This window comes from Priestia sp. LL-8, assembly GCF_036227845.1.
Classification (GTDB): Bacteria; Bacillota; Bacilli; order Bacillales; family Bacillaceae_H; genus Priestia; species Priestia zanthoxyli.
Map to the genome: position 1 here is coordinate 1,464,938 of NZ_JAZAQH010000001.1, position 24,767 is coordinate 1,489,704.

General features: G+C 37.8%; 25 protein-coding genes. 18 read left to right on the top strand and 7 right to left on the bottom strand.

Annotated features, from left to right (window positions below; all coding sequences use genetic code 11):
* From U9R83_RS07420 to U9R83_RS07470, 11 genes are all read left to right on the top strand, one after another.
* Positions 1-930 (top strand): ABC transporter permease, encoded by a 930-nt coding sequence (locus U9R83_RS07420; RefSeq protein WP_328575177.1) that lies wholly within the window; start codon positions 1-3, stop codon positions 928-930.
* Positions 914-1,870 (top strand): ABC transporter permease, encoded by a 957-nt coding sequence (locus U9R83_RS07425; protein ID WP_181170478.1) that lies wholly within the window; start codon positions 914-916, stop codon positions 1,868-1,870. The genes U9R83_RS07420 and U9R83_RS07425 overlap by 17 nt, the downstream gene beginning before the upstream one ends.
* 4 nt (positions 1,871-1,874) lie before the next feature.
* The gene (locus tag U9R83_RS07430) at positions 1,875-2,873 is read left to right on the top strand and encodes an ABC transporter ATP-binding protein (RefSeq protein ID WP_155017147.1); all 999 of its coding nucleotides are present in this window, start codon (positions 1,875-1,877) and stop codon (positions 2,871-2,873) included.
* A 23-nt stretch (positions 2,874-2,896) separates the two neighbouring features.
* Entirely contained in the window at positions 2,897-4,540 is a 1,644-nt protein-coding gene (locus U9R83_RS07435) for a peptide ABC transporter substrate-binding protein (RefSeq protein ID WP_328575178.1), read from the top strand.
* A gap of 88 nt (positions 4,541-4,628) precedes the next feature.
* Positions 4,629-5,573: a S66 peptidase family protein gene (locus tag U9R83_RS07440; RefSeq protein WP_014460900.1), complete on the top strand. Its 945-nt coding sequence runs from the start codon at positions 4,629-4,631 to the stop codon at positions 5,571-5,573.
* A 31-nt stretch (positions 5,574-5,604) separates the two neighbouring features.
* The gene (locus U9R83_RS07445) at positions 5,605-6,510 is read left to right on the top strand and encodes a C40 family peptidase (RefSeq protein WP_014460899.1); all 906 of its coding nucleotides are present in this window, start codon (positions 5,605-5,607) and stop codon (positions 6,508-6,510) included.
* A 12-nt stretch (positions 6,511-6,522) separates the two neighbouring features.
* On the top strand, positions 6,523-7,530 hold the full coding sequence (locus U9R83_RS07450; RefSeq protein WP_014460898.1) for an ABC transporter ATP-binding protein: 1,008 nt from the start codon (positions 6,523-6,525) through the stop codon (positions 7,528-7,530).
* A gap of 14 nt (positions 7,531-7,544) precedes the next feature.
* Entirely contained in the window at positions 7,545-8,306 is a 762-nt protein-coding gene (locus U9R83_RS07455) for a serine hydrolase (protein WP_226555795.1), read from the top strand.
* Between the two features lie 341 nt (positions 8,307-8,647).
* Positions 8,648-9,199 carry a hypothetical protein gene (locus tag U9R83_RS07460; protein ID WP_013056190.1) on the top strand — a complete coding sequence of 184 codons (552 nt, stop codon included), beginning with the start codon at positions 8,648-8,650 and terminating at the stop codon, positions 9,197-9,199.
* Positions 9,200-9,308: 109 nt separating this feature from the next.
* Positions 9,309-9,836, top strand: a complete 528-nt coding sequence (locus U9R83_RS07465) for a GNAT family N-acetyltransferase (RefSeq protein ID WP_014460896.1) — start codon at positions 9,309-9,311, stop codon at positions 9,834-9,836.
* Positions 9,837-9,922: 86 nt separating this feature from the next.
* On the top strand, positions 9,923-12,691 hold the full coding sequence (locus tag U9R83_RS07470; protein WP_328575179.1) for a bifunctional diguanylate cyclase/phosphodiesterase: 2,769 nt from the start codon (positions 9,923-9,925) through the stop codon (positions 12,689-12,691).
* A 38-nt stretch (positions 12,692-12,729) separates the two neighbouring features.
* On the opposite strand, the gene U9R83_RS07475 is transcribed toward U9R83_RS07470, so the two are convergent.
* Positions 12,730-13,566, bottom strand: coding sequence for a TIGR03943 family putative permease subunit (locus U9R83_RS07475; protein ID WP_209368642.1), 837 nt, complete (start codon positions 13,564-13,566; stop codon positions 12,730-12,732).
* 16 nt (positions 13,567-13,582) lie between these two features.
* Positions 13,583-14,452 (bottom strand): permease, encoded by an 870-nt coding sequence (locus U9R83_RS07480; RefSeq protein WP_033578462.1) that lies wholly within the window; start codon positions 14,450-14,452, stop codon positions 13,583-13,585.
* Between the two features lie 259 nt (positions 14,453-14,711).
* On the opposite strand from U9R83_RS07480, the gene U9R83_RS07485 reads away from it, so the two are divergent.
* The 4 genes from U9R83_RS07485 to U9R83_RS07500 all read left to right on the top strand — a co-directional run bounded on the left by U9R83_RS07485 (position 14,712) and on the right by U9R83_RS07500 (position 18,541).
* Positions 14,712-15,662, top strand: a complete 951-nt coding sequence (locus tag U9R83_RS07485; protein WP_182421170.1) for an ABC transporter substrate-binding protein — start codon at positions 14,712-14,714, stop codon at positions 15,660-15,662.
* Positions 15,663-15,752: 90 nt separating this feature from the next.
* Positions 15,753-16,760 (top strand): FecCD family ABC transporter permease, encoded by a 1,008-nt coding sequence (locus U9R83_RS07490; RefSeq protein WP_014460890.1) that lies wholly within the window; start codon positions 15,753-15,755, stop codon positions 16,758-16,760.
* Complete coding sequence (locus U9R83_RS07495; protein WP_014460889.1) at positions 16,757-17,737, top strand: FecCD family ABC transporter permease; 981 nt, start codon at positions 16,757-16,759, stop codon at positions 17,735-17,737. Before U9R83_RS07490 ends, U9R83_RS07495 begins: the two co-directional genes overlap by 4 nt.
* 18 nt (positions 17,738-17,755) lie before the next feature.
* On the top strand, positions 17,756-18,541 hold the full coding sequence (locus U9R83_RS07500) for an ABC transporter ATP-binding protein (protein WP_028414009.1): 786 nt from the start codon (positions 17,756-17,758) through the stop codon (positions 18,539-18,541).
* 29 nt (positions 18,542-18,570) lie between these two features.
* On the opposite strand, the gene U9R83_RS07505 is transcribed toward U9R83_RS07500, so the two are convergent.
* Positions 18,571-18,870 (bottom strand): hypothetical protein, encoded by a 300-nt coding sequence (locus tag U9R83_RS07505; RefSeq protein ID WP_014460887.1) that lies wholly within the window; start codon positions 18,868-18,870, stop codon positions 18,571-18,573.
* Positions 18,871-18,958: 88 nt separating this feature from the next.
* A complete protein-coding gene (locus U9R83_RS07510) occupies positions 18,959-19,510 on the bottom strand; it encodes a TVP38/TMEM64 family protein (RefSeq protein WP_208732562.1) in 552 nt (183 codons plus the stop codon).
* A gap of 494 nt (positions 19,511-20,004) precedes the next feature.
* On the opposite strand from U9R83_RS07510, the gene U9R83_RS07515 reads away from it, so the two are divergent.
* Positions 20,005-20,322, top strand: coding sequence for a hypothetical protein (locus tag U9R83_RS07515; RefSeq protein WP_182421169.1), 318 nt, complete (start codon positions 20,005-20,007; stop codon positions 20,320-20,322).
* A gap of 338 nt (positions 20,323-20,660) precedes the next feature.
* The gene (locus U9R83_RS07520; protein ID WP_328575180.1) at positions 20,661-21,185 is read left to right on the top strand and encodes a cupin domain-containing protein; all 525 of its coding nucleotides are present in this window, start codon (positions 20,661-20,663) and stop codon (positions 21,183-21,185) included.
* 33 nt (positions 21,186-21,218) lie between these two features.
* Here the strand turns inward: U9R83_RS07520 and U9R83_RS07525 are convergent, their stop codons facing one another.
* The 3 genes from U9R83_RS07525 to U9R83_RS07535 all read right to left on the bottom strand — a co-directional run bounded on the left by U9R83_RS07525 (position 21,219) and on the right by U9R83_RS07535 (position 24,121).
* A complete protein-coding gene (locus U9R83_RS07525) occupies positions 21,219-21,821 on the bottom strand; it encodes a response regulator transcription factor (protein ID WP_013056197.1) in 603 nt (200 codons plus the stop codon).
* Positions 21,818-22,960 carry a sensor histidine kinase gene (locus U9R83_RS07530; protein WP_014460883.1) on the bottom strand — a complete coding sequence of 381 codons (1,143 nt, stop codon included), beginning with the start codon at positions 22,958-22,960 and terminating at the stop codon, positions 21,818-21,820. The genes U9R83_RS07525 and U9R83_RS07530 overlap by 4 nt, the downstream gene beginning before the upstream one ends.
* A 117-nt stretch (positions 22,961-23,077) precedes the next feature.
* Complete coding sequence (locus tag U9R83_RS07535) at positions 23,078-24,121, bottom strand: fatty acid desaturase (protein ID WP_140450541.1); 1,044 nt, start codon at positions 24,119-24,121, stop codon at positions 23,078-23,080.
* A 222-nt stretch (positions 24,122-24,343) separates the two neighbouring features.
* On the opposite strand from U9R83_RS07535, the gene U9R83_RS07540 reads away from it, so the two are divergent.
* Positions 24,344-24,739, top strand: a complete 396-nt coding sequence (locus U9R83_RS07540; protein ID WP_014460881.1) for a ribosomal maturation YjgA family protein — start codon at positions 24,344-24,346, stop codon at positions 24,737-24,739.
* The last annotated feature ends 28 nt before the right edge of the window (positions 24,740-24,767 follow it).

Here is a 24,767-nt window from a genome sequence, read left to right on the forward strand (position 1 = left end):
GTGAAAAGTTATATTTTAAAGCGATTTTTATCCATGCTTGTTACGCTGTGGGTAATTGTGACCTTAACCTTCTTTTTAATGCATTCGATTCCTGGATCTCCATTTAATGAAGAACGAGCGACAAGCGATGCAGTTCAAAAAAACTTGGAATCATTTTATCACTTAGATGAGCCCCTAGCTGTGCAATACGTTCTTTATTTGAAATCCATTGTGACCTTTGACTTTGGTCCTTCCATTAAACAGCCGTCTCAAACAGTTAACGACCTTCTAGGAAGAGGGTTTCCCGTGTCATTTGAACTTGGAATGGTGACGTTAATTCTTGCAGTGATTTCCGGTATTACACTAGGCATTATCGCTGCTCTTAGAAGGAATGGAATAATTGATTACATTGCGATGAGCATAGCAGTTATCGGATTGTCGGTTCCAAATTTTGTTATGGCCACGTTGTTAATTCAACAGCTTTCTGTTAATTTTAAAATTTTACCTGCCGCTACGTGGACGAGCCCTTTACATATGATTCTTCCGACTCTAGCTCTTGCCACAGGTCCTATGGCTATTATTGCACGTTTGACTCGCTCAAGCATGATAGAAGTACTGACTCAAGATTATATTCGAACAGCGCGTGCAAAAGGGCTTTCGCCAGTGGAAATTGTATTTAAACACGCGCTTAGAAATGCTTTAATGCCTGTTATAACAGTTCTTGGAACGATTGCAGCCAGCGTATTAACCGGCACATTTGTTATTGAACAAATCTTTGCTATTCCTGGCATGGGAAAATATTTTGTGGACAGTATTAATACGAGAGACTACCCCGTAATTATGGGCACTACGGTCTTTTACAGTTCGATTCTCATCATTATGCTTTTTTTAGTAGACATTGCTTACGGAATACTTGATCCACGAATCAAACTGTATAAGAAGGAGGGATAACGTGCTGGAAAAACAGGAGTATAAGCAAATTCCTGATGAATGGTTTACCCCAAAGAAAAAAAACAAGTCTGAAGCCGAAGCAGTTGTAAGGCCGAGCCTTTCTTATTGGCATGATGCATGGCGCAGGCTTGTAAAAAACAAGTTGGCTATGCTGGGTCTCTTTTTTTTAGTCATTCTCGTTGTGATGGCTATATTCGGTCCTATGTTTTCACCGCACAGCGTAACGAAAGCTTCTTTTACAGAGCAAAACCTTCCTCCTTCAGCTAGTCATTGGTTTGGAACTGATGACTTAGGCAGAGATATGTACACTCGGACATGGTACGGGGCTAGAATCTCTTTATTTGTAGGACTGATGGCAGCGCTTATTGATTTTATCATCGGTGTCATTTACGGAGGGTTCTCAGGCTATAAAGGCGGAAAAACAGATAATGTCATGATGCGCGTAATTGAAATTTTATACGGTCTTCCTTATCTATTAGTTGTGATTTTACTGATGGTAGTCATGGGCCCGGGGCTTTCTACGATCATTGTGGCACTTTCCGTTACAGGTTGGATCGGGATGGCGAGAATTGTACGGGGGCAAGTATTGCAAATAAAAAACTATGAGTACGTGCTTGCATCCAAAACGTTTGGAACAAAAACTAGCCGTATCATTAAGCGGAACCTGCTTCCAAATACGATGGGACCGATTATCGTTCAAATGACACTAACCGTGCCAACTGCCATTTTTGCTGAAGCTTTTTTAAGCTTTTTAGGGCTGGGTGTACAGGCTCCTTATGCCAGCTGGGGAGTAATGGCAAACGATGGTTTATCAACGATTCTATCAGGCTATTGGTGGCGTTTGTTTTTTCCCGCTTTTTTTATTTCTCTTACCATGTTTGCTTTTAATGTCCTTGGAGACGGACTGCAAGATGCACTTGATCCGAAATTAAGGAGGTAAGCAAATGGAAAAAATGATCCAAATCAAAGACTTACACGTACAGTTTTCAACTTACGGAGGGCAAGTTCAAGCTGTAAGAGGCGTTAGTTTTGATTTACATAAAGGAGAAACACTAGCGATTGTAGGAGAGTCAGGGTGCGGAAAAAGCGTAACATCTCAAAGTATTATGAGGTTAATTCCGACACCTCCGGGCAGGATCACAAGCGGCTCTATTTTATTTAAAGGCCAGGATTTGACGAAACTATCAGAAAAGAAAATGCGAGACATTCGAGGCGCTGATATTTCGATGATTTTTCAGGATCCTATGACTGCGCTTAACCCAACTCTTCGCGTAGGTGAGCAAATTGCAGAAAATATTATGCAACATGAAAACATCTCAAAAGAAAAAGCCAAAGAAAAAGCATTTGAAATGCTGGAGCTAGTCGGAATTCCAAATCCTAAAGAACGCCTAAAGCAATATCCTCATGAATTTAGCGGGGGAATGAGACAGCGTATTGTCATTGCAATGGCCCTTGTATGCAATCCCGAAGTGCTAATTGCTGATGAACCTACCACAGCTCTGGACGTCACGATACAAGCACAGATTTTAGAATTGTTTAAGGATATTCAGCAGAAAACGGATGTCTCCATTGTTTTAATTACCCATGATTTAGGTGTAGTCGCTCAGGTAGCTGACCGTGTTGCCGTAATGTATGCAGGAAAGATTGTAGAAATTGGAACGAGAAGAGACATCTTTTATACGCCGCAGCATCCGTATACAAAAGGATTGCTGCGTTCAGTTCCTCGGTTAGATTTATACGAAAGTGAGCTTGTGCCTATTGCAGGATCACCTCCCGATTTATTTGCACCTCCATCCGGATGTTCGTTCGCACCTCGCTGTCCTTACGTAATGGAAGTGTGTGATCGCATGTATCCTGTATCGACAAAGCTGAAAGAAAGTCACCAAGTGCACTGCTGGCTTCAAGATGAGAGAGCCCAAAAATTTGTAACAACTATAAGCTAGATTTATAGAGGAATAGAGAACTTATGAAAGAGGGGGAAACAATGAAAAAAATAGGGTCTTTACTAATGATGTGTGTACTTATATTTGCACTTGCTGCCTGTACGGCCACAAAAGATTCAGGCGCGGAGCCAGAAAAGAAGAGCAGTACAGCAAAAGAAGACGGTAAGGTCCTTTATATGAATAATGGCGCAGAACCTACGTCTTTTGATCCACCTATTGGATTTGATTCATATTCATGGAATATGCTTAATAACTTAATGGAAGGGCTGACTCGTTTAGGAAAAAGCGATGAGCCTGAAGGAGCAATGGCCGAGAAATGGGATATTTCTGACGATAAAAAAGTCTATACGTTTCATTTACGAAAAGATGCTAAATGGTCAAATGGAGATGACGTAAAAGCAAGTGATTTTGTGTTTGCGTGGAAGAGGCTGTTAGATCCTAAGACTGGTTCTCCAGCGGCATTTTTAGGCTATTTCATTCAAGGTGGAGAAGAATTTAATACGGGTAAAGGCAGTGCTGATCAAGTAGGAGTCAAAGCGCTAGATGACAAAACCTTTGAAGTTACGCTTAAAAGTCCGCAAGCCTATTTCTTAAGTGTAGTTTCCAATCCAGCGTTCTTCCCGATCAATGAAAAAGTAGCGACAAAGAACCCCAAATGGTTTGCAGAAGCAGATTCTTTTGTTGCTAATGGTCCCTTTAAATTAACTCAATGGAAGCATAACAGTAATCTAGTCATGGAAAGAAACGATCAGTATTGGGATGCTAAAAATGTAAAGCTCGATAAGGTAAAATGGGCAATTGTTGAAAATACAAACACAGAATACCAAATGTATCAAAATGGAGAACTAGATGTTTCTGAAATTCCATCGGATTTAAGTGAAAAGCTGCTGAAAGATGGAGATGTTCATATCGAAGACCAAGCGGGAACTTACTTCTATCGCTTTAACTTAGATAAAGAGCCCTTTCAAAACAAAAATATCCGTAAAGCATTTGCAATGGCTGTAGATCAAGATCAAATTGTTAATTTTGTTACAAAGAATAAGGAAAAACCAGCTCGCGGGTTCGTATCTTACGGATTTAAAGATACAGATGGAAAGGATTTCCGTAAAACGGGCGGAGACTTATTAAAAACAGATGGCAAAGAAGCAAAAGTACTTCTGAAAAAAGGAATGAAAGAAGAAGGATATAAAAAGCTGCCAGCTATTACGCTAACATACAGTACAGACGATACGCATAAAAAAATAGCAGAAGCACTGCAGCAAATGTTCAAAGAAAATCTAGGCGTAGATGTGAAGCTTGCCAATATGGAATGGAATGTTTTCCAAGAAGAACAAAAAGCGTTAAAGTTTCAGCTGTCACGAAGTTCATTTTTAGCTGATTATGCAGATCCAATTAACTTTTTAGAGAGCTTCCAGACGGGTCATTCAATGAACCGTACAGCTTGGAGCAATAAAGAATATGATGAGTTAATTAAACAAGCTATGAACGAAACAGATAATAAAAAACGTTTTGAGCTTATGTATAAAGCAGAAGATATTTTATTTGATGAGATGCCGATCATTCCTATTCATTTCTACAACTATGTGTTTTTAATCAAAGATAACGTATCTGGAATTGTTCGTCATCCTGTTGGCTATTTAGATTTGAAGTGGGCGGATAAACAGTAAAGTGGAACTTTTCGTCAGAGGGGATTTCAATTCCCTTCTGACCCAAGTTTCACTTTCTTCATTTCTTTACCCAAAAGGAGTGTAACAAATGATAAAACCAAAACGATTACAAAAAGGTGATACAGTAGCTGTTATTGCACCTGCTAGTCCGCCTAATCAGCATAATCTAAAAAAAGGAATAGAATATTTAAAGGAAATAGGATTAAACGTAGTAACAGGCGCGCATTTATATAAAAAAAACGGGTACTTAGCAGGGACTGATGAACAGCGAGCAGCCGATATACATGCGATGTTTGCCAATAAGCAAGTAAAGGCAATTATCTGTGCATGCGGCGGGTACGGGACTGCTAGGCTTGCCTCGCAATTAAACTACGATTTAATTAAGCGAAACCCAAAGATTTTTTGGGGATATAGCGATATTACGTTTTTACATACGGCTATTCATCAGCGCACAGGTTTGGTTACCTTTCATGGGCCCATGCTTTCATCAGATATCGGAAAAGAAGATGTTCATATAGAGACGAAGCAAGCTTTTTATCAATTATTTTCTCACCGTTCTTTGTGCTACACGGATCAAATTAGTCCGCTCGACACTATTTGTGAAGGAGAAGCAACTGGACAGCTAATAGGTGGAAATCTAACTTTACTCGTAAGCACGCTTGGCACACCATTTGAACTAGATACAAAGAATCGAATTTTATTTATTGAAGATATTGATGAAGAGCCGTATGAAATTGACCGCATGATGACACAGCTATATATGGCCAATAAACTGCAGGATGCAGCGGGAATTATTATCGGAGATTTTCATAACTGCTATCCTAAAAAACGTAAGGAGTCGCTTTCATTAGAAGAGGCATTAACAAGTTACCTGACTTCTTTAAAAAAGCCTGTTATGAGAGGGTTTCGCATCGGGCATTGCTCTCCTCAAACAGCTGTGGCGATTGGAAACTATGCCACGATGTCGACTTATGAACGAATGGTTGAATTTGAATCCGGTATTACATTACCAAAAGATAAAGTCGAACGCTGAAGGTTAAACCTGCAGGGAGGATAAATAAGTGATGGATAAAAAAGCGTATTACGTTTGTGTAGCTGTGGCGACTGTTTGGACTTCCTATGACTCTAGCAGAGAAATAGATGACAATGCAATAAGTTTCCCAGTAAAACTGGATAAATGGCTAGAACAATTAACGTATACACGTCGGTTGGAGCTTTGTGAGAAAAATTTAGTTCAAACGCAGCTATTACTAGGAGAAGAAGTGTATGTAACAGAAATGAAAGGTAAATGGGCAAAAATCGTTATTCCTTCTCAGTTTTCTTCTAAAGATGAAAGAGGATATCCCGGGTGGGTTCCTTTCCACCAACTGATTTCTCAAGCTGAATATTTTCCATTGAATAAACCAACGGCAGTGGTATCAGCAGCGATTGCGACACTGCATCTAGCGGAAGGAGCCTTGCAAATTAGTTATCAAACGCACCTGCCTCTTTTAAAAGAAGATAAAGAATGGCTAGAAGTTCAAACGCCGGTTGGCAGTGGGAGAATAAAACGTCAAGATGCTGTTGTAATAGAGGATAGAAACCGTAAAGTAAAAGGAACTGGGGATATGATTATTGCAGCAGGAGAACAGTTTTTGAATCTTCCATATTTATGGGGTGGCATGAGTGCTTGGGGATATGATTGTTCCGGGTTTGCCTATGCTACTCATAAAGCAAACGGATATCTTATTCCGAGAGACGCCACCGATCAAGCAAGGCAAGGAAAAGAAGTAGGATTAGACTCTATTCAAGCTGGAGATTTATTGTTTTTCGCTTATGAAAAAGGGAACGGGTCTATCCACCATGTTGGTATTTATTACGGTAAAGGAAAAATGCTTCATTCACCTAAAACGGGTAAAACCGTCGAACTGATCGAATTAAAAGGAACTATTTATGAAGAAGAGCTGTGTGCAGCCCGGCGCTATTATTAGGAGGTGGCAGTTATGACAACGAAGCATTTGTTAGAAATAAAGCAGCTGAGCAAATATTTTTCAATTACGAATAAGCAGGTTTTGAAAGCAGTAGACGGCGTGTCCTTTCATATTTCAAAAGGAGAAACCTTTGGACTTGTTGGTGAATCCGGCTGCGGAAAATCAACTGCCGGGCGCACAATCATTGGGTTGTATAACCGTACATCGGGAGAGGTGCTTTATAAAGGAAAAAACGTGCATGAGCTATCAGAGAAAGAAAAATTTGCTTTTCACCGTAATATGCAAATGATTTTTCAAGATCCATATGCTTCACTAAATCCTCGTTCTACCGTAAAGGAGATTATCTCAGAACCAATGGAGGTTCACGGACTTTATTCGAATAAAAAAGAAATGCTGAACCGGGTGTATGAGCTGCTAGAAGATGTGGGGCTAAATCGTGATCATGCCAATCGCTATCCTCATGAGTTCAGCGGCGGGCAGCGCCAGCGTATAGGAATTGCGAGAGCTTTAGCACTAAATCCAGAGTGCATTATTGCAGACGAACCTATTTCTGCTTTAGATGTGTCTGTACAGGCTCAGGTAGTTAATTTATTAAAAAAACTCCAAAAAGAAAAAGGGTTAACTTATTTATTTATTGCACATGACTTGTCGATGGTAAAGCATATAAGCAGTCGTATTGGAGTTATGTACTTAGGGCATTTAGTAGAATTAACCACAAGTTCGGAGCTGTATCAAAAACCGCTTCACCCATACACTCAAGCTCTACTATCAGCTATCCCTATCCCTGATCCTGACGTTGAGGATAATCGGAAGCGAATTGTTCTTAAAGGAGAATTGCCAAGTCCCATTAACCCTCCCTCTGGCTGCGTGTTTAATACGCGCTGTCCTCTTGCAGTAGCAGCCTGTAAGACTCAAAAACCAGAGTGGCAGGAAGTTGAAGACAATCACTTTGTAGCCTGTCACTTATACAATCAAAAGATAATGAGTAACAACTATATTGAAACAGCTGCGACAAAATGATGGAAAAAGCAAGGATGAAAATAGAAGATGCAGTTACTACATGGAAGCGGAGTAATAATGGACTTATACGCATTCATATTGAAGGAAAAGAATCCATACAGATTAATTCTTTTATCCAACAACGAGCAGCAAGTACAATCAAGCTGCTTCTTGCAATAGAAGCGTTTCGTCAAATTGATGCGGGCATCTTGACTTTAACATCTGTCATTCAAAGAACGGAAAAAAACACGGTTGGCGGAGCAGGTGTACTTAGAGCTCTTCCGCGGTTAACATATATTAAAGTGGAAGAGCTGCTTACCCTTATGATAATTGTTTCTGACAACACAGCTACAAATGAGCTCATTTCTTTAGTAGGATTTGAAAAAATTAACGAATGTGCTAAAAATCTAGGATTAAAGAAAACTGTTTTAAACCGCTATATGATGGACGAAATCGCTGTTAAAAAAGGGATTGATAATTATACGTGTGCCTCTGACGTAGTAAAGTGTTTAAGGGAAATATATGAAGGAAACCTTTTGCAAAAATCTAGTCGCGAAAAAATAATGAGAATGTTAGAAATGCAGCAGTTTCAGCATAAGCTTCCAGCACGTATAGGATCAGCGTTTCAAGCTGCGAATAAGACTGGAGAACTACAGGGAGCAGAACATGATAGTGCTATTCTCATGCGAGGTAACGAACCGTATTATGCCGTTGTTTTGATAGATGGACTAAGTGACAATGAACAGGGAAGGAGATTGATTGCTGATATTGGATACCTTCTGTTATCTAACATCTAAAAATCTGTTGACCATATACTTCAATAAGCGAGATTGGTTTGCTCCCTTTTATTTAATGTCTTCTATCAAAGAAAAACTCACATTTACTAATAATAAATGCTTGTCTTCTCAGATTTTGGCGAGACCGTTGTTTGCTGTGCTGGATTTGTGCTAGTAATAGATAAACATGTTCTTTTTCATAAAATTTTATGAAAAAATAATGATAAATCATTCATCCTATACCAACTTATTCATATTTTTTATATAATAGAATAATAGTATATATTTTAAACGAATAGTGAATGTCTATGCAAAGCAGCAAGGAGCATGAAATTATTCGATTCATAAATGGTGGTGTATGTATGGCAAACGAACATGTAATGATAGATATTATAAAAGCATTTAAACGCAATTCAACTGAATCCATTGCCATGGATTTAATTAAGGAAGTGCGAGGGACATTTAGTCCATTACCTAAATATATAGCGGATTTAATTGATGAGCTGAGAAAATTAAATTTAAAAGACGAAGTGATCAGTGTAATCTTGTATCAATCTGTATATGTGGCAGATCATCAATTTAATATTAAAGATACCATTACCAATCGTCAGTTTGTAAAAGATACGATTGAAATGGGCAGAAGATGGGTGCATCAGTACGGCCGAATTGAAACAGTAGAAGAAGCAATTCACATTGCAGAGCAAGTATCTACAAAAGAGGACTTGCCTCATCATTTGCAAACAGCAACAATTGACGAAAAAATTACGCTTGAGGTGCAGCTTGATCATCAAACGTATGAAATGTTAAAAAATATAGCGGTTTATTATGATCATCATTCCTATGAACAGTCAATGACTGTAGCAATTAATCGTTTATATACGCAGCTGCGCGATGCACAATCAAAAAATAGTTAAATGTCAAATCTCACATGTTCTGTGCACCATGTGAGATTTTTTAAGAGGTGAAAGAGGCGCAGATGAAAATGTCTTGCTCCATCGTTCATCAAAAGGAGGGAGAACATTGATGAGGGTATATTTATCTCCTCTTCAAAAAAAAGATGCTTCTAAAGTTTTTGCATATTGGTCGGATGAAGAGGTTACTAGATATATGAATATTGAGCCCTTTACGACGCTTTATCAGGCGGAAAGCATGATTGCACTTCTCCAAAGTTTGACGAAAGAAGGGAAAGCAACACGCTATGCAATTCGATTAAAGACTTCCGATGAGATCATTGGAACCTGCGGTTTAAACCGTATTGATTATGTTAAAAAGCAAGCAGAGATTGGGTATGATTTAGGCAGACCTTTTTGGAAAAAAGGCCTCATGACAGAAGCGCTCTGCCTTTTGCTAGAAAAAGCTTTTGAAGAGTTTCATATACAAGAAATTGAAGCAAAAGTTGATCCTAATAATAAAGATTCAATTACTCTTTTAAAAAAATTCTCGTTTCAACTAGAAGAGGCGTATGAATCAGATGATTGCACTTGTTTATACACCGTCAACAAGAAAAAAGTGAGCGCAATATTGTCAGGACATTCAAAAGGTAAGAAGTAAATCAAACAGAAGTTCTTTTGAAATAGTAAATATTTTTAGGCCTTAACCGATAACAAAGAAAAGAACGAATTGAAGGAAGGTCATGAATGAATCATCATACACATTTACTAGAAGGGACGTACAATGAGTTACTTGTTACACTCTCTTTCCTTATCGCTATTACTGCGGCGTACGCTTCTTTTGGGTTAGCTAATCGTGTAAAAATTTCCCGGGCAAAATTTATTCAGTTTTGGTTAATCAGCGGGGCATTTACATTGGGAATAGGCATTTGGTCCATGCATTTTATCGCTATGCTTGCTTTTCACTTGCCCGTAGATGTTTCATATAATTTATGGTTTGTTCTTCTCTCAATCTTGGGAGCGATAACGGGATGTTATATAGGCCTCTACCTCATTCACACACAAAAGAAAAGTATAAAAGCACTTATCATTGCAGGGAGCGTTATGGGAGCTGGAATTGTTGTTATGCACTATTCCGGCATGATGGCTATGGAGCCAATTATGATTTCATATGATCCATTTATCGTTTTTCTCTCTATTCTTATTGCTGTTGCTGCTTCTAATACAGCTTTGTGGCTTGGTTTTTACTCAAAGCTAAATGAAGGGAAGCTTACCGTTTTTGCTAAGCTTATTTGTTCTACTATTATGGGTATTGCTATTGCTGGTATGCACTATACGGGCATGCAGGCAGCTTCTTTTTCAGGAATGTCAATGTCTGAACAATCAAACGGTTTTGCCTTAAACCCACTATATTTATCCGCCGTTATTATTTTTTTTATTGTATGCCTATTTACGGCTGTATTTTTAACCATTTTCATGGATCGACGCGTACAAAAACAAGAAGTTTTAAAATGGGCTTTTTTTGAATCTGCCCTGGATGCTATTTTGGTGATCGATGAAAAAAAACATATTTTATCGCTCAATTATGCAGCGGAAACGCTTTTCTCTCTTAAAGCATCAGATGTAATCGGGAGTCATGTTGTTAAGCTGCTGCCATTCTATAAATTTTCTTCTCTACAAGACGGACGAACTGAGCACTCCCTTTTGATAAGTAATAGAGAAGTTACGGTTGAAATAACGGTGATGGCGGTAGGGATTGAAGAAACGGTTGAGTATATGCTGTATATCCGCAACATGACGCAAGAGCGCGAAGCAGAAAAAACGTTGATTGAAGCAAAAAATCGCTATGAAAACTTGTTTTACTCCTCTCCATTGGCAATTATGGTTCATCGGGAAGAAGAGGTCGTGTCTGTTAATGATGCTATGATTCAGCTTTTAGGAGTAACGGAAGACCAGCTCGTTGGTAAATCGTTATATGATTTCTTTTCAGCTGAACAAGTTCCTGATATTAAAAAAGGATTAAAGACAGTAAAGGATAGAAAAGATGAGCCAAGACCTCCATTAGCTCAGTTGAAAATGTTTAATGCGTTAGGTAAGGAACTCTTTTTAGAAGTGAAATCTACGCTCATTCAAATTAATGGAGAGACGCTTTTTCAGACAGTAACTAGAGATGTAACGGAGCAGAAAAAAGCTCAAGAATCGCTTCAATATATGGCTTTTCACGATATGCTAACAGATTTACCAAATCGAAGTATGTTTTCAAGCATTGTAGAGAAATCCATTGATTCAGCAGCTGCTTCAGGAAAAAAGCTTCATTTCTTATTTTTAGACCTCGATCGTTTCAAACAGGTAAATGACACGCTTGGTCATCATGCTGGAGATCAGCTTATGCTTCAGGTGGTCGATCGAATGAAAAGCTGCTTAAGAAACCAAGATGTGCTTTCGCGCTTTGGAGGAGATGAGTTTTTAGTTTTACTGTATGATAGGACGGATGAAGAAGTAAAAAAAATCTGTCAATCATTAAATGACTGCTTATCCACTCCTTTTGTAGTGCTATCGAGAGATGTTTATTTAGGGGTAAGCATCGGAGTTAGTTTGTATCCTAAAGATGGAAATTCGCTTGAAGTGCTAGTTCGCCATGCTGATTTAGCGATGTACGAAGTCAAAAAACAAGGGCGTAATCATTATCTGTTTTATCAAAAAGAAATGCAAGTTCATACTACGCGACGAATGAGAATTGAAGATGGTTTACGCAAGGCTTTTGAGCTGGGCGAAATGGAGCTTCACTATCAGCCGAAAGTCAATATTCAAAGTGGCCATATTGTTGGAGTGGAGGCTTTGATCCGGTGGACTCATGCCGAGATGGGCGTCATTTCTCCTGCAGAATTTATTCCGATTGCTGAAGAAACAGGCGTTATTGTTACACTGACGAAATGGGTATTAAAAAAAGCGTGCCATCAAAATAAGCATTGGCAGCTTCAAGGACTTCCTCCCTTAAAAATGAGTGTGAACATATCAAGCGTGGATTTTGGTACAACTGATTTTGTTGAATATGTGTTAGGTGTCTTGCGTGAAGTAGAGTTAGAATCACGATATTTAGAACTTGAAATTACGGAAAGTGTAACGATGAAGCATGTTGAGCAAACAATCGAAAAGCTACAAATCTTAAAAGATGCAGGGGTATTTATTTCGATTGATGATTTTGGCTCAGGATATTCCTCGTTCAGCTATATTCAGAAGCTGCCTATTCATACGCTGAAAATTGATCGGTCTTTTATTAAAGATTTAGATCCTAATACAACGGAAGTGTCGATTGTCAGAGCCATTATTACACTAGCCAAAAGTTTGCAGCTATCCGTCGTAGCAGAAGGTGTAGAAGAAGTTGAACAAGTAGAACTTCTTCATAAAGAAAAATGTGATGAAGTGCAGGGATACTATTTCTCCAAACCGATTTCAGCGGAAGAATTTTATGAGAAATTTCATAAAATCGAAGAGAAAATGGAATTCGTTCATTAATGTAAAAAGCCGTTCTTATTTAGAAGAACGGCTTTTTATTATTGGTTATTTCGATATACATAAGGGTCTTTTGGAGACTGCTCACGCTTTACTTTTGTTACTTTCACAACAGGGATGGTTTTTTTGAACGGCTGGTAATACATTGTACTAATTTTTCCTGTAACCGTTGCCCAGTCATCATTTTTAAAAGTAACATCATCTGGAAACTCAATAAGCATTCCAAACACCCCTGAATCTGCAATACAATGAATGATACCAAAGCGAAAGAGAAAATATTGATTCTTTTTTAATTCTTTCGTTTGATACATAAATCCTTTAAAAGAAATGGTTTTGTCAGTGAATTCACCAGGATATCGGTAAATAGTCTCCATTGCATTTAAAAATTCCTCATCTTCTAAGTTGATATTTTCTCGTTTAGAAAACTTTTTAAGATCACGATGAATCATTTTGTCATAGGCTTCTTCTCCGTAAAAAGAACTTGTGTCAGGCTGTAAAAATTGATGAGAAGAATAAGGATCTTTTTTGTCATAAATAGGAAAATGAAACCCTTTAGCTTCAACAATATTAGAATCAAGGGTTGCGACAGGTAAAAATAAGACCGTGAGTACAGGTAAAATATAAATTGGGTACCATGCTCTTCGTTTCCATTTGCCATCTTGATGATCATGGACGCATCCACAGCTACAATCATCATCATGTTTTTTAGGACCTATCATGTAAAAGATTAATTCTGCAATGGTCAAGAACCAAAGGACAAAGATGGTGCAAAATGAAATCCAGGAATATTTCATATTGATATATTTTGAGATATCCCCAGTTGCATGAAGGTGCATGAAGATGAATGTAAACCCTATTAAAATTAAAATACGAATCATGCCAAATCCCTCCTTACTAATGAACAATTAAAATCGAAACAATAAGTACTAAAATGAAGACATACGCCAAAAGCGTAAAGACAAATTTAGTCTTAAACTGGCTTAGCATCATCAGCGTATTCTTGATATCAAACATTGGACCGAATACCAAGAATGAAACAATAGCACTATCTGTAAACGTACTGCGAAACGAGGAAGCGATAAACGCATCTGCAGAGGAACAAAGCGATAATACGTAGGCAAGTCCCATCATTACCGCATTTGATGAAACATTTCCTTGTCCCAATGAAAGTAAAGTAGAGGTCTTCACGAACGTTTGCATGCCGGCTGCAATTAATCCGCCAATAATTAAAAATTTCCCAACAGAAAAAAACTCATCAATAGTATGACGAATCGATTGTGAAACTTTCTCACTCATTTTCTTGGGGGAAGTATGCAAATGAACCTCACGTTTTGTCTGAGGTGCTTTGAATTGAACACTTAAAATAAGACCTACAAGTAAGGAAACAATAAAAGCTACTCCTGCCCGATAAAATACTATTTTCCAATCATTTCCGAAAGCTACAAAGGTAGAAAATAAAACAACAGGATTAATAATAGGGCCTGTTAACATAAAAGGAATGGCAGCATAAAGGGGAACCCCTTTTGCCATTAAACGTCTAGTAATAGGAACAATTCCACATTCACAGGCTGGAAAAAGAGCTCCAATCACACTAGCTAATATGACAGCACCTATTTTATTTTGAGGAATAACTCGAGCCATCATTTCATCCGTTACAAAAATTTGAATAATTCCTGAAATGATCACACCTAATAATACAAAAGGAAGAGCTTCAATAAGAATACTAATAAATATAGTATTCATTTGTAATAGAGACGAATTCATTATTTTCACTCCAAAATTAAGTTTATCTAAAATGTATTAGTGCAATAAAGTTGTATTTGGTCAACTTGTACATAGTGTATCGTAAAAAGGGAAGGGAATAAAGCTTTTTCAAAAAGAAGTGAAAGGATTTTTTTGTTATTTATTCAAAATATGTCTCGTATTACGAGAAAACTATTGACTCATCTTGAATTAACAGATAACATTGATGATAATGATTATCAGCGTCATCAAGAGTATATACATAGGAGGAAGCATTAAAATGAAGCAAGTTAAAAAGACTAGACTTCTCAGTATAGCTACTATTGTTGCTATTTTATTTGTTCTAGCAGGATGCGGGTCAAACCAAAATTCTTCAAAAGAAAATTCAGATAATAACCAAAAGGTGTCTGTTCAGCATGAGCTTGGAAAAACGAAAGTTCCTAAAAATCCTAAAAAAGTAGTTGTTCTTGAACTATCCTTTGTGGATGCTCTGCAAGGTTTAGGAATGAAGCCAATAGGGATTGCAGACGACAACAAAAAAGATATGATTAAAAAACTTGTAGGTGGAAAGATTGACTATACTTCAGTAGGAACACGTCAACAGCCGAATTTAGAAGTAATTAGTTCCCTGCAGCCGGACTTAATCATCGCCGATGTGCAGCGTCATAAAGCAATTTATAAAGAATTAAACAAAATTGCACCTACAATCGAATTAAAAAGCCGTGAATCTACATATGAAGAAAATATAGACTCATTTAAAACAATTGCAAAAGCAGTAGGAAAAGAAAAAAAAGCAGAGCAGCGATTAAATGAGCATGAAGAAACGATTTCAAAATTAAAAAATGAGTTAAAAGAAGAAAGTGGTCAGACAGTCTTACCAGCAGTTGTCAGAGATACTTCTTTCCAAGCGCATACGTCTTCTTCTTATGACGGAGAGTTTCTTGAAAAGCTAGGGTTGAAGAACGCTGTGCAGAACAAAGAAGCATATGCTGAAATGAATTTAGAACAGTTGTCAGACATTAATCCAGATATTTTAATCCTAGCAAATAATGAAGGCAAACTTGTAACGGATGAATGGAAAACAAATCCTCTTTGGGAAAATTTAAAAGCTGTTAAAAATGATAAAGTGTTTGTAGTAGACCGTGATTTATGGACAAGATTCCGAGGGGTAATTTCAGCTGAGGCAATTGGAAAAGATACGGTTAAGTTACTAAACAATAAGCAGCAGTAATATAACGGAATCTGACAAAGAGGCGAGAATAGTTATTCTATTCTTGCTTCTATTTGTTTAGAAAAGAAAACTGTAGAAAGTGTGTTGGAAATGACAAATCTTGTCCAAAAGCAAAAAATAAATAAATACATTGTGTTGGTAGCTAGTGTTTGCTTGTTAATCATCGGAATGATTTTACATGTCGCTGTGGGATCCTCTGCAGTTAGTTTTACAGAAGTAATTAAAGCAATTTTTGCTCCTGATGACTCTAAGCAGACAACGATCGTACAGACGCTCAGGTTGCCAAGAGCCGTGCTGGCAGCTCTTATTGGAGCCAGCTTGGCAGCTGCTGGAGCATTGATGCAAGCTATTACACGAAATTCGCTTGCTTCACCCCAAGTGTTTGGGGTAAATGCAGGTGCTTCATTAGCGATTGTAATAGCTTTTATTCTATTTCCTGATCTTACCTCTCAATCAACTGTTTATATTGCCTTTTTAGGAGCAGCTTTAGGAGGAATAACGGTTTATTTGTTCGCATCGGGCGGAAAGACAACTCATGTGAAACTAGCACTTGCCGGAATGGCCGTGCATTTATTTTTATCGTCGCTTACTCAAGGAGTGATTGTGTTAAATGAACAAGCTACGGACGTTTTGTATTGGCTTGTAGGTTCTATTAACGGGAAAGACTGGACTCATGTAAAAATTTTGTTACCTTGGTCATTTCTAGGTCTTCTTCTAGCTTTTGTATCATCTCGTTCTATATCGATTCTAGTGTTAGGAGAGAATATGGCAACGGGTTTAGGCGAAAAGGTAAAATGGATTCGCTTTTTTGCAGGTATACTAGTCATTATGCTTGCAGGTGCATCTGTTGCCGTTGCGGGGCCAATTGGGTTCGTAGGTCTCATTGTACCTCACATAGCTAGAAAATTAGTAGGAGGAGACTACCAGCGAATCCTGCCATTTTCAGCTCTATTAGGAGCCATTTTGCTTGTCTATGCCGATGTACTTTCTCGTTTCATTGCCTATCCTTTTGAGTCGCCAGTAGGGATTGTAACAGCTCTTATCGGAGCTCCTTTCTTTTTATATCTTGCTAGAAAAGGGAGGAATATTAAGCAATGAAAAGAAAACACCCTTATCAAATATTAAGTATCTTATTGCTATGTTTAATCATCACGGTTGTAATTAGCTTAGGAGTAGGAGCCGTTTATATTTCCCCTGCAGAAATCTTTCAGCAAATAGTAGGTAGTTCCCAAGGTAGTTCCTTTATTTTAACAAATTATCGCATTCCACGTACCCTCATTGCTATTGTGGTCGGTGCGGCTTTAGCGGTAGCAGGAGCTATTTTGCAAGGGATATTAAAAAACCCGCTTGCTTCTCCTGATGTTATCGGTGTAACAAAAGGAGCAGGGCTATTCGCCGTTTTTATCTTAATTGTATTTCCAGCTGCTTCTATGCTTCTGCTGCCGCTTTCAGCTTTTTTAGGAGCATCGGTCATCGCCGTTATACTCATGGTGTTTTCCTATTCTCAAGGAGCTAAAACTCATACGCTGGCTTTAGTGGGTGTAGCTTTAGGAGCTATTTGCCAGGCTGGAATTCAGTATTTTATGATTAAGTTTCCAGATGACGTGAATACAACTCTTCTTTGGCTTACAGGAAGTTTATGGGGAAGAGGCTGGAGTGAGCTTTTGATGTTAATTCCTTGCGTCGTACTTGTTCCTTTTATTATTATATTTGCATCTAAGCTCGATATTTTAAACTTAGGAGATGAGATTGCAGTTGGCCTAGGAGAGCGAACAAAGTACGTTCGTTATACACTATTGAGTATGGCTGTGATATTAACCGGTTTATCTGTAGCTGTAGTTGGGTCAATTGGATTTATTGGTTTAATCGCTCCTCATATTAGTAGGAGGTTAGTAGGGAGTCGGTCGAAGTTCTTGTTACCAGTTTCAGCAGCAGTAGGTGCTTTATTCCTGCTAATTGCTGACAGTCTCGGAAGAGGGGTTGTGCCGCCCATTGAAATTCCAGCTGGAATCGTAACATCCGTTATTGGTGCCCCTTATTTTCTATATTTACTGCGGCGTGAACAGAAAAATTAGGAGAAAGGAGGAAGAGTAATGACAAAGTTAACTGCGGAAAAACTTTCGCTATCATATGATTCAACTTCAGTTATTCGCGATATTGACCTTCACATTCCAGAAGGAAAGATAAGCATAATCATTGGATCAAATGGCTGCGGAAAATCAACAATCCTTCGTTCATTGGCGCGTCTATTAAAGCCGACAGAAGGAAATATTTATTTAAACGGAAAAGATATTCATCAACATTCATCAAAAGAAGTAGCAAAAAAACTGGCTATTTTGCCTCAAGCTCCTGAAGCTCCTGAAGATTTAACAGTAAAAGAGCTATGCTATTATGGTCGTCACCCTCATAAAGGCTTATTTGCTCGCTATTCTGCTGAAGATCATCAAATTGTAGAGGAGGCTTTACAGGCAACTAAACTGTCTAATTTAAGTCATCGCACACTGGATGCGCTCTCTGGAGGACAGCGTCAAAGGGCCTGGATTGCAATGGCATTAGCACAGGGTACGGAGCTTCTGCTTTTGGACGAGCCTACCACATATTTAGATTTAGCTCATCAGATTGAAGTGCTTGAACTTCTTCGTTTCTTAAACCAAAAGAGAAATTGTACAATTGTGATGGTCTTGCACGATTTAAACCAAGCAGCTCGCTATGCAGATCATTTAATCAGTATTTCAAACGGTCAGATTTACAAAGAAGGTTCTCCTGCTCAAGTATTTACAGAAGAAATGATAAGAGATGTGTTTAATTTATCATCAACTATCATTCAAAATCCGGTTGATGGTTCACCTCTATGTATACCAACTGGAATCATAAAATAAACTGCACTTAAAAAAACAGCGTACTATTTTCACATAGTACGCTGTTTTACATTTAAGGTCAGAGCTAACAGTTTATACAGTGCATAGATTCCAAGGTACGCTCCGGTTAATAAAAAAGCTGAATTTAAAAAAATTGCATGAATGCTCGTCATAAAAACAGTATGATTCTTTAAGATACGATAGATAGAAGCAGCGGCTATATTTCCAAATACTAGCGCTGAAAGAAGGGCTAACGTATTAAAAACTAGTTCTGCTCCTTTCCACTTTAGTGAGAAAAAAAGCATGATAATAGGAACAATAATACTTCCAGAAACCAACAGAAAAATCAATGGACCATCTCCAATGCGTTATCTTATTACAGTTACATAAGATAATGTTTTTGCTTATTTTTAGATAGTCTTCCCTTTTTATAGTCTGTTAAGCTTTTTTCTTCCATTTTTTACTTATATAAAAAAGTAAAATTATGGATAAAATTGCTAAAATGATTTTACCTTGCATCGATCCTTGTGAAATATGATAAACCGAATAAACTTCAATAAAAAGCGCTGGAATTTTTCCAAGTGCGCTAGCAGAAATGAATACCGCAAAGGAGCCTTTTCCTACAGCGCTGAAGAATGTAATGAGACCTGATGGAACAAAGGGAAGTAATCGTAAAGAAAGAATTAATATAAAACTCTCTTTCCCTTGTACGCGCAGCAGCTTTAGCCACTTGGAGTGAGAAGGTGCTTTTGTATGAACAAGTGTACGGAAACCTTTCCGATACAGCCAAAAAGAGAGAGCTACACCTAAAACTTCTCCAATAAAAGAAAGTAAAAATCCATTCCAAAAACCAAATAATTTTACGTTTACGAACGTAAGGGGTGCGCTTGGAAATACGCCAGTAATACTAATAAGAATGTTCAAGGCAATGCTAATAAGCTCTGCCGCTTCTAAATGTTCAAGCAGAAATGTTTGAAGATAGTCAGTCATGGTTATACTCCCATTTATGTTTTACCTGTAGGGCTATTTTAGTTGTTTTTCTACTATTATATAATTTTTGGCATGAAATAAGTAGGTAAGCAGTTTATAAAAAACGAAACAGGGTAACTACTTACTAATGAAAGATGATTTACTGATTTGAAGGGATGGACAACTCATGTTGAAATTTTTGCTTGTTATTGTAGTCGTATTATTAATTATTATGATTTTTAAACGCTTTATCCGAAAATAGAAATGCTAACTAAGCAGCTCGTGAGATCTTTCTCACGAGCTCTTTTACGGAGCTATTCAGTAGCTCAACAATACACTTTTTACCTGTGATGAATATCACTGCAGCTAGAGAAATGAAGGGGTAAGATAGAAATGGGAGGGAGGTATATGGAATTATTAGTCTATCTCAGCGCTTATTTATCAGGGGGAGCTATCGCATTATGGCTAATTAATGCAGCATTTAATGGATTATTAAAATAACAGAGGGAGAGAAAATGAACGATTCTAAAGGTATATTTAACGATAAAGAAAGAAAGCTTGCTCGCTATTTGGAGACGTACACAACCGAGCAGATTTTAAACGAAGCAGGCATGTCTTCGTCTGCTGCGCTATATGAGTTGAAAAAAATAAGATTACCGCGGGCAGTTGCTAATACGATTGTTTATTACGTACTGGCAACAAATAATCAAAAGCTGGTTATGTACAAACTGCTAATGTTAGCTGGCGTTTGTAAAAAGCTAGGCATTCAAGATGCACAGGCAGCCCTCACTTTTATCAAAAAATATTACGTTTGTCATCACCATTTACACTAAAAAGTACATCTATCTGAGGGGGAAAAAAGATGAATATTGTCCCGTTTAAGCAGCGTTCATCTGCAAAAAATGATCAAGGCAGAGAACAGCCGTTTCATTGTTTTATTGAGGGAGATCGATTTCAGTTAGATTTGTATATGACATATTTATTTCATCGCTGCCATTCTAGCAGGTATAGATATAGCCGTGCTAACAGAAAGGGTAGGATGTAATGATAAGATACAAGTGGTAAGCGGCTTCATTTTCCTAATGGAATAATGAAGCCGTTTGTTGTGTTAGAAAGAATGATTTACTATGATGTAGTTAATGATAAAAGAAAAAGGAAGGGAAGGAACGTAATGGATTTACATAAGTGGGAATATTGGATTTCAAAGCTCGAGCTGCAGCCTCATCCAGAAGGAGGATTTTATAAACAAACCTATCGCTCCAATGATGAAATCTCTGATAAAGAAGTGTCATCGCAGTTTGATGATAAACGATTTCTATATACGAGTATTTACTTCTTATTAAGGTCTCAAGATGTATCACATTTCCACCGGCTGCAATCAGATGAACTATGGTACTATCATGGGGGAAGCCCTTTAACCATTCATATTATCTATCGTGACGGAACCTATCAAGAAGTAAAACTAGGTATAAACTTAGAAAATGGAGAAGTTCCTCAATTTTTAGTTCCAAGAGATACCATTTTTGGTTCCACTGTGGCAAATGAGAATGCGTTTTCTCTCGTTGGATGCATGGTCGCACCAGGTTTTGATTTCCGTGACTTTGAATTATTCACAAAACAGCAGCTGCTTGATGAATTCCCCGAGCATGTTGTGATCATCGACAAATTAGGGTACGATAGATTGCCAAATGATTAAAAAGCATGCATCTCGGTTTGATGCATGCTTTTTTCATTTGAACCAGCCTTTTTCCTTAAAGCGAGTAATGGCTTCAATGCGGTTCTTTACTTCGAGTTTGTCCAGAATGGTAGAAATATAATTGCGCACCGTTCCAGTCTTAATAGATAGTTCGTCAGCAATTTCCTTTGTGTTTTTTCCATCAGCTACTAGAGCTAATACTTCTTTCTCTCTAGCTGTAAGAGGACTGGTAGATTCACTATATAAGTCATCCACTAATTCGGGGGCATAGAGGCGTCTGCCTGCCATCACGCTTCGAATTGAATTTGCGAGTTCTTCACTTGGACTGTCTTTTAGCAAATATCCGCTCACGCCTGCTTTCAAAGCTCTTTGAAAATAGCCAGAGCGAGCGAACGTTGTCAAAATGATGACTTTGCAGTTTAAATCTTTCAGTTCCTCTGCAGCTTCAAGCCCAGTTTTAAGAGGCATCTCGATATCCATTACGCATATATCTGGCTGGTGCTGCTTAGCAAGTGATACTGCTTGTTCCCCATTTGAAGCTTTTCCGACAACTTCCATGTCATCTTCTAAATTTAACAAAGAGCCTAAAGCCCCTAACATCATTTGCTGATCTTCGGCAATGACAATTCGAATCATAATTGTTCCTCCTTAATATGTTTGACGATGTTTGGAACTGTAATATGAATAATCGTCCCCCCTTGACTGGAGATATCAAGATGGCCGTTTACAAACTCCAGCCGTTCTTTCATTCCTAAAAGACCGTTTCCTTTCCAGCAGGTTTTTTTCGTATTAATACCAACTCCATTGTCTTCTACAGTTATGCCTACTTCTTTTGCAGACTGATGTAAAGTAATCGTGCAAACGGTGGCTTGGCTATGCTTGACCACATTGGTTACGGCTTCTTTTAAGCACATGCTAAGAATATTTTCAATGAGTAAAGACACGTTCTCTAATGAAATAGCCTCGTCTCCTACAAACTTAATTTCGGCAGCTTCTAAAAGCTCTTGAACGCGTTTTAGTTCTTCACTAAGGCGGATTCCACGCATTTGAGAAACCATTTTTCTCACTTCATTAAGAGCCGTGCGCGCTGTTTGCTGGACATCTTTTAATTCTGATTTTGCTTTTTCAGGATCTTTTGCAATAAGTTTTCTTGCTAAATCACTTTTTAGACCGATAAGAGACAGCTTTTGTCCTAACGTATCGTGCAAATCGCGAGCTATCCGCTGTCGTTCTTCCTGTTTTACAAGCTCAGAAATACGTTTATTTGCATCTTCAAGCTGTTCTTCCAGACGGTCTCGCTTCTTCCGATTATAAATGCTAAATGGCAGTACAATCACACTGATGGAAATTACAAAAATGAAAGGCAGCTGTTTTAAAAAGATCTCTTCTTGCATAACAACGTTAAAGTTTACCGAAATAACGGTGCTAATTAAATGAACAGCATACAAAGTAAAGAAAGCGAGCCTTTTTTGGATATTTCCAATAAAATAAGCGATAAAAAAAGCAAAGTAAAAGGCAAAGTAAATATAATTAAAAATAGTTGTTAGGGCTAAGGAAATAACGATTAACAAAGCCGTCCATACGTAAACGGACTTGTCTGTTGAAACAAATGCAAAACGATAGAAAATAAAAAATAAGATGGTGAGTAACGAACCAACAATAATGTGATTCATGGATGAAGACTGTAAGATAAAATAAAATGGTAAAATGGCAAATACGGTCCATATGTAAGGAGATAGCCCAGTGATTTTTTGGAAAAACGTATATTTTTTCATAAAGAACCTCGTTTACTTGTTAAAATACACTATTAGTTTACCACAAAGTAGAATGAAATAAGTTTAGACGGATAGATAAAACAGTCAAGCTTTTGAAAGCTTGACTGTTTTGTTTTATTAAAGTTCTGCTTTTGTTCGAGATGAAATTCTGCTTGCTTTTGGTGCAGCTGAGCGTGTTTTTATTTCTTTAAAGCTCACAAACATTTTGTTTTCTTCATCCCATAGACGGAATCGAAGAGAGCGAAGGCTTGTTGCGAGTGTAATGGTTGGTACATTTTGAAGAGGCTGTGTGTGTTGATGAACAGCTTCAAGCTTATAGTTGGGCACTCTTGGGCTTAAATGATGTACATGGTGAAACCCGATATTGCCTGTCAGCCATTGCAACAGTTTTGGAAGCTTGTAAAATGAACTTCCTTCAACGGCTGCTTTTACATAATCCCAGTGCTCATCTTCTTCAAAATAAGAGTCTTCAAACTGATGCTGTACATAAAACAGCCAAATTCCAATTGAACCTGAAATGAAGAAAATCGGTCCTTGAATTAATAGGAACGCCTGCCAACCTACCAACCAGCAGGTCGCTGCTGCTAATGCAACGATCAATACATTTGTAAGATACGTATTCATTCTTTCTTTTTTCTTCGCATTTTTTCGATTAAATCGGTTTGTAATCAAAAATACATATATAGGTCCCACGCCGAACATAATGAACGGGTTGCGATAGATACGGTAAGCGATTTTTTTCCAAATAGAAGCTTCTTTATATTCTGTTACGGTTAACACCCAAATGTCACCCGTACCTCTTTTATCTAAGTTGCTGCTTGTTGCATGGTGAATTGCATGGCTATGTCCCCATTGACTGTAAGGAAACATCGTTAAGACACCGGTAATTGTTCCGAGAATTTTATTGTGTTGTCTACTCTTAAAGAAAGAGTAGTGACAACAGTCATGAAAAATAATGAATATTCTTACTAAAAACCCTGCTGCGATAACAGTTAGCGGAAATGCTAAAAAATAAGAAATTGAAAGGCTCTCATAAGCGAGAAACCATAGTGTGAAAAAAGGTAAAAAAGTATTAATCAATTGTCTTATGCTGTCTTTCATTACTGCTTTTTCAAAGGGTGCAACTTGTTTTCGTAAATTCTTTTGTTTTTGTATAGTCATATGAAATTCCTTTCATCACCGTATATTATCCTCAGTATAAAGGGATTTTTCTGACTATTTAAGACATACGTGTCATATAGAAACCATGACACTTGTCATATATACGTAGGGGGAAGCTGTAAAAAATGAAAAAAAGCGGTATTTAACAGTCTGCGGTTCTGATAAAATTATACAGTGAAGGCTTATTGTTACGGAGCATTTAAGAAGAAAAAGGAGTTTGAAATGAATAAAAGAAATAGATGGGTATATCTGCTTCTAGCTATTGTTATCATGGGAGCAGGTCTTTTATCAAGAAAACTTACTCCGTATCTTCCTCACATCGTAAATATATATGCGGGAGATTCGTTATGGGCCTTAATGATTTTTGTCAGTGCGGGTTTTTTGTTTCCTACATGGAAGACAAAAATGATTGGTATGTTTGCTATAGTGTTTTGTTACTTCATTGAATTTACACAGCTGTATCACGCTCCGTGGATTGATGACATAAGAAAGACTGCGCTAGGAGGGCTCATTCTGGGGTATGGCTTCTTATGGAGCGATATACTAGCCTATTCGATTGGAGTCGCGGTAGGAATGAGCTGGGAGTATTATAGATATCGGTTTAAAAGAGCCGCCTAGCAAATACGGTTCAATGAATCTTAGAACT

What these genes read in the sequence shown, in the direction of transcription:
- U9R83_RS07515 (WP_182421169.1), top strand. Translation starts at nt 20,005, where the DNA reads ATGAACGATTCTAAAGGTATATTTAACGATAAAGAAAGAAAGCTTGCT.
- U9R83_RS07475 (WP_209368642.1), bottom strand. Translation starts at nt 13,566, where the DNA reads ATGATTCGTATTTTAATTTTAATAGGGTTTACATTCATCTTCATGCAC.
- U9R83_RS07530 (WP_014460883.1), bottom strand. Translation starts at nt 22,960, where the DNA reads ATGAAAAAATATACGTTTTTCCAAAAAATCACTGGGCTATCTCCTTAC.
- U9R83_RS07480 (WP_033578462.1), bottom strand. Translation starts at nt 14,452, where the DNA reads ATGAATTCGTCTCTATTACAAATGAATACTATATTTATTAGTATTCTT.
- U9R83_RS07445 (WP_014460899.1), top strand. Translation starts at nt 5,605, where the DNA reads ATGGATAAAAAAGCGTATTACGTTTGTGTAGCTGTGGCGACTGTTTGG.
- U9R83_RS07540 (WP_014460881.1), top strand. Translation starts at nt 24,344, where the DNA reads ATGAATAAAAGAAATAGATGGGTATATCTGCTTCTAGCTATTGTTATC.
- U9R83_RS07525 (WP_013056197.1), bottom strand. Translation starts at nt 21,821, where the DNA reads ATGATTCGAATTGTCATTGCCGAAGATCAGCAAATGATGTTAGGGGCT.
- U9R83_RS07510 (WP_208732562.1), bottom strand. Translation starts at nt 19,510, where the DNA reads ATGACTGACTATCTTCAAACATTTCTGCTTGAACATTTAGAAGCGGCA.
- U9R83_RS07470 (WP_328575179.1), top strand. Translation starts at nt 9,923, where the DNA reads ATGAATCATCATACACATTTACTAGAAGGGACGTACAATGAGTTACTT.
- U9R83_RS07500 (WP_028414009.1), top strand. Translation starts at nt 17,756, where the DNA reads ATGACAAAGTTAACTGCGGAAAAACTTTCGCTATCATATGATTCAACT.
- U9R83_RS07430 (WP_155017147.1), top strand. Translation starts at nt 1,875, where the DNA reads ATGGAAAAAATGATCCAAATCAAAGACTTACACGTACAGTTTTCAACT.
- U9R83_RS07455 (WP_226555795.1), top strand. Translation starts at nt 7,545, where the DNA reads ATGAAAATAGAAGATGCAGTTACTACATGGAAGCGGAGTAATAATGGA.
- U9R83_RS07485 (WP_182421170.1), top strand. Translation starts at nt 14,712, where the DNA reads ATGAAGCAAGTTAAAAAGACTAGACTTCTCAGTATAGCTACTATTGTT.
- U9R83_RS07435 (WP_328575178.1), top strand. Translation starts at nt 2,897, where the DNA reads ATGAAAGAGGGGGAAACAATGAAAAAAATAGGGTCTTTACTAATGATG.
- U9R83_RS07535 (WP_140450541.1), bottom strand. Translation starts at nt 24,121, where the DNA reads ATGACTATACAAAAACAAAAGAATTTACGAAAACAAGTTGCACCCTTT.
- U9R83_RS07450 (WP_014460898.1), top strand. Translation starts at nt 6,523, where the DNA reads ATGACAACGAAGCATTTGTTAGAAATAAAGCAGCTGAGCAAATATTTT.
- U9R83_RS07440 (WP_014460900.1), top strand. Translation starts at nt 4,629, where the DNA reads ATGATAAAACCAAAACGATTACAAAAAGGTGATACAGTAGCTGTTATT.
- U9R83_RS07465 (WP_014460896.1), top strand. Translation starts at nt 9,309, where the DNA reads ATGAGGGTATATTTATCTCCTCTTCAAAAAAAAGATGCTTCTAAAGTT.
- U9R83_RS07460 (WP_013056190.1), top strand. Translation starts at nt 8,648, where the DNA reads ATGGCAAACGAACATGTAATGATAGATATTATAAAAGCATTTAAACGC.
- U9R83_RS07520 (WP_328575180.1), top strand. Translation starts at nt 20,661, where the DNA reads ATGGATTTACATAAGTGGGAATATTGGATTTCAAAGCTCGAGCTGCAG.
- U9R83_RS07495 (WP_014460889.1), top strand. Translation starts at nt 16,757, where the DNA reads ATGAAAAGAAAACACCCTTATCAAATATTAAGTATCTTATTGCTATGT.
- U9R83_RS07490 (WP_014460890.1), top strand. Translation starts at nt 15,753, where the DNA reads ATGACAAATCTTGTCCAAAAGCAAAAAATAAATAAATACATTGTGTTG.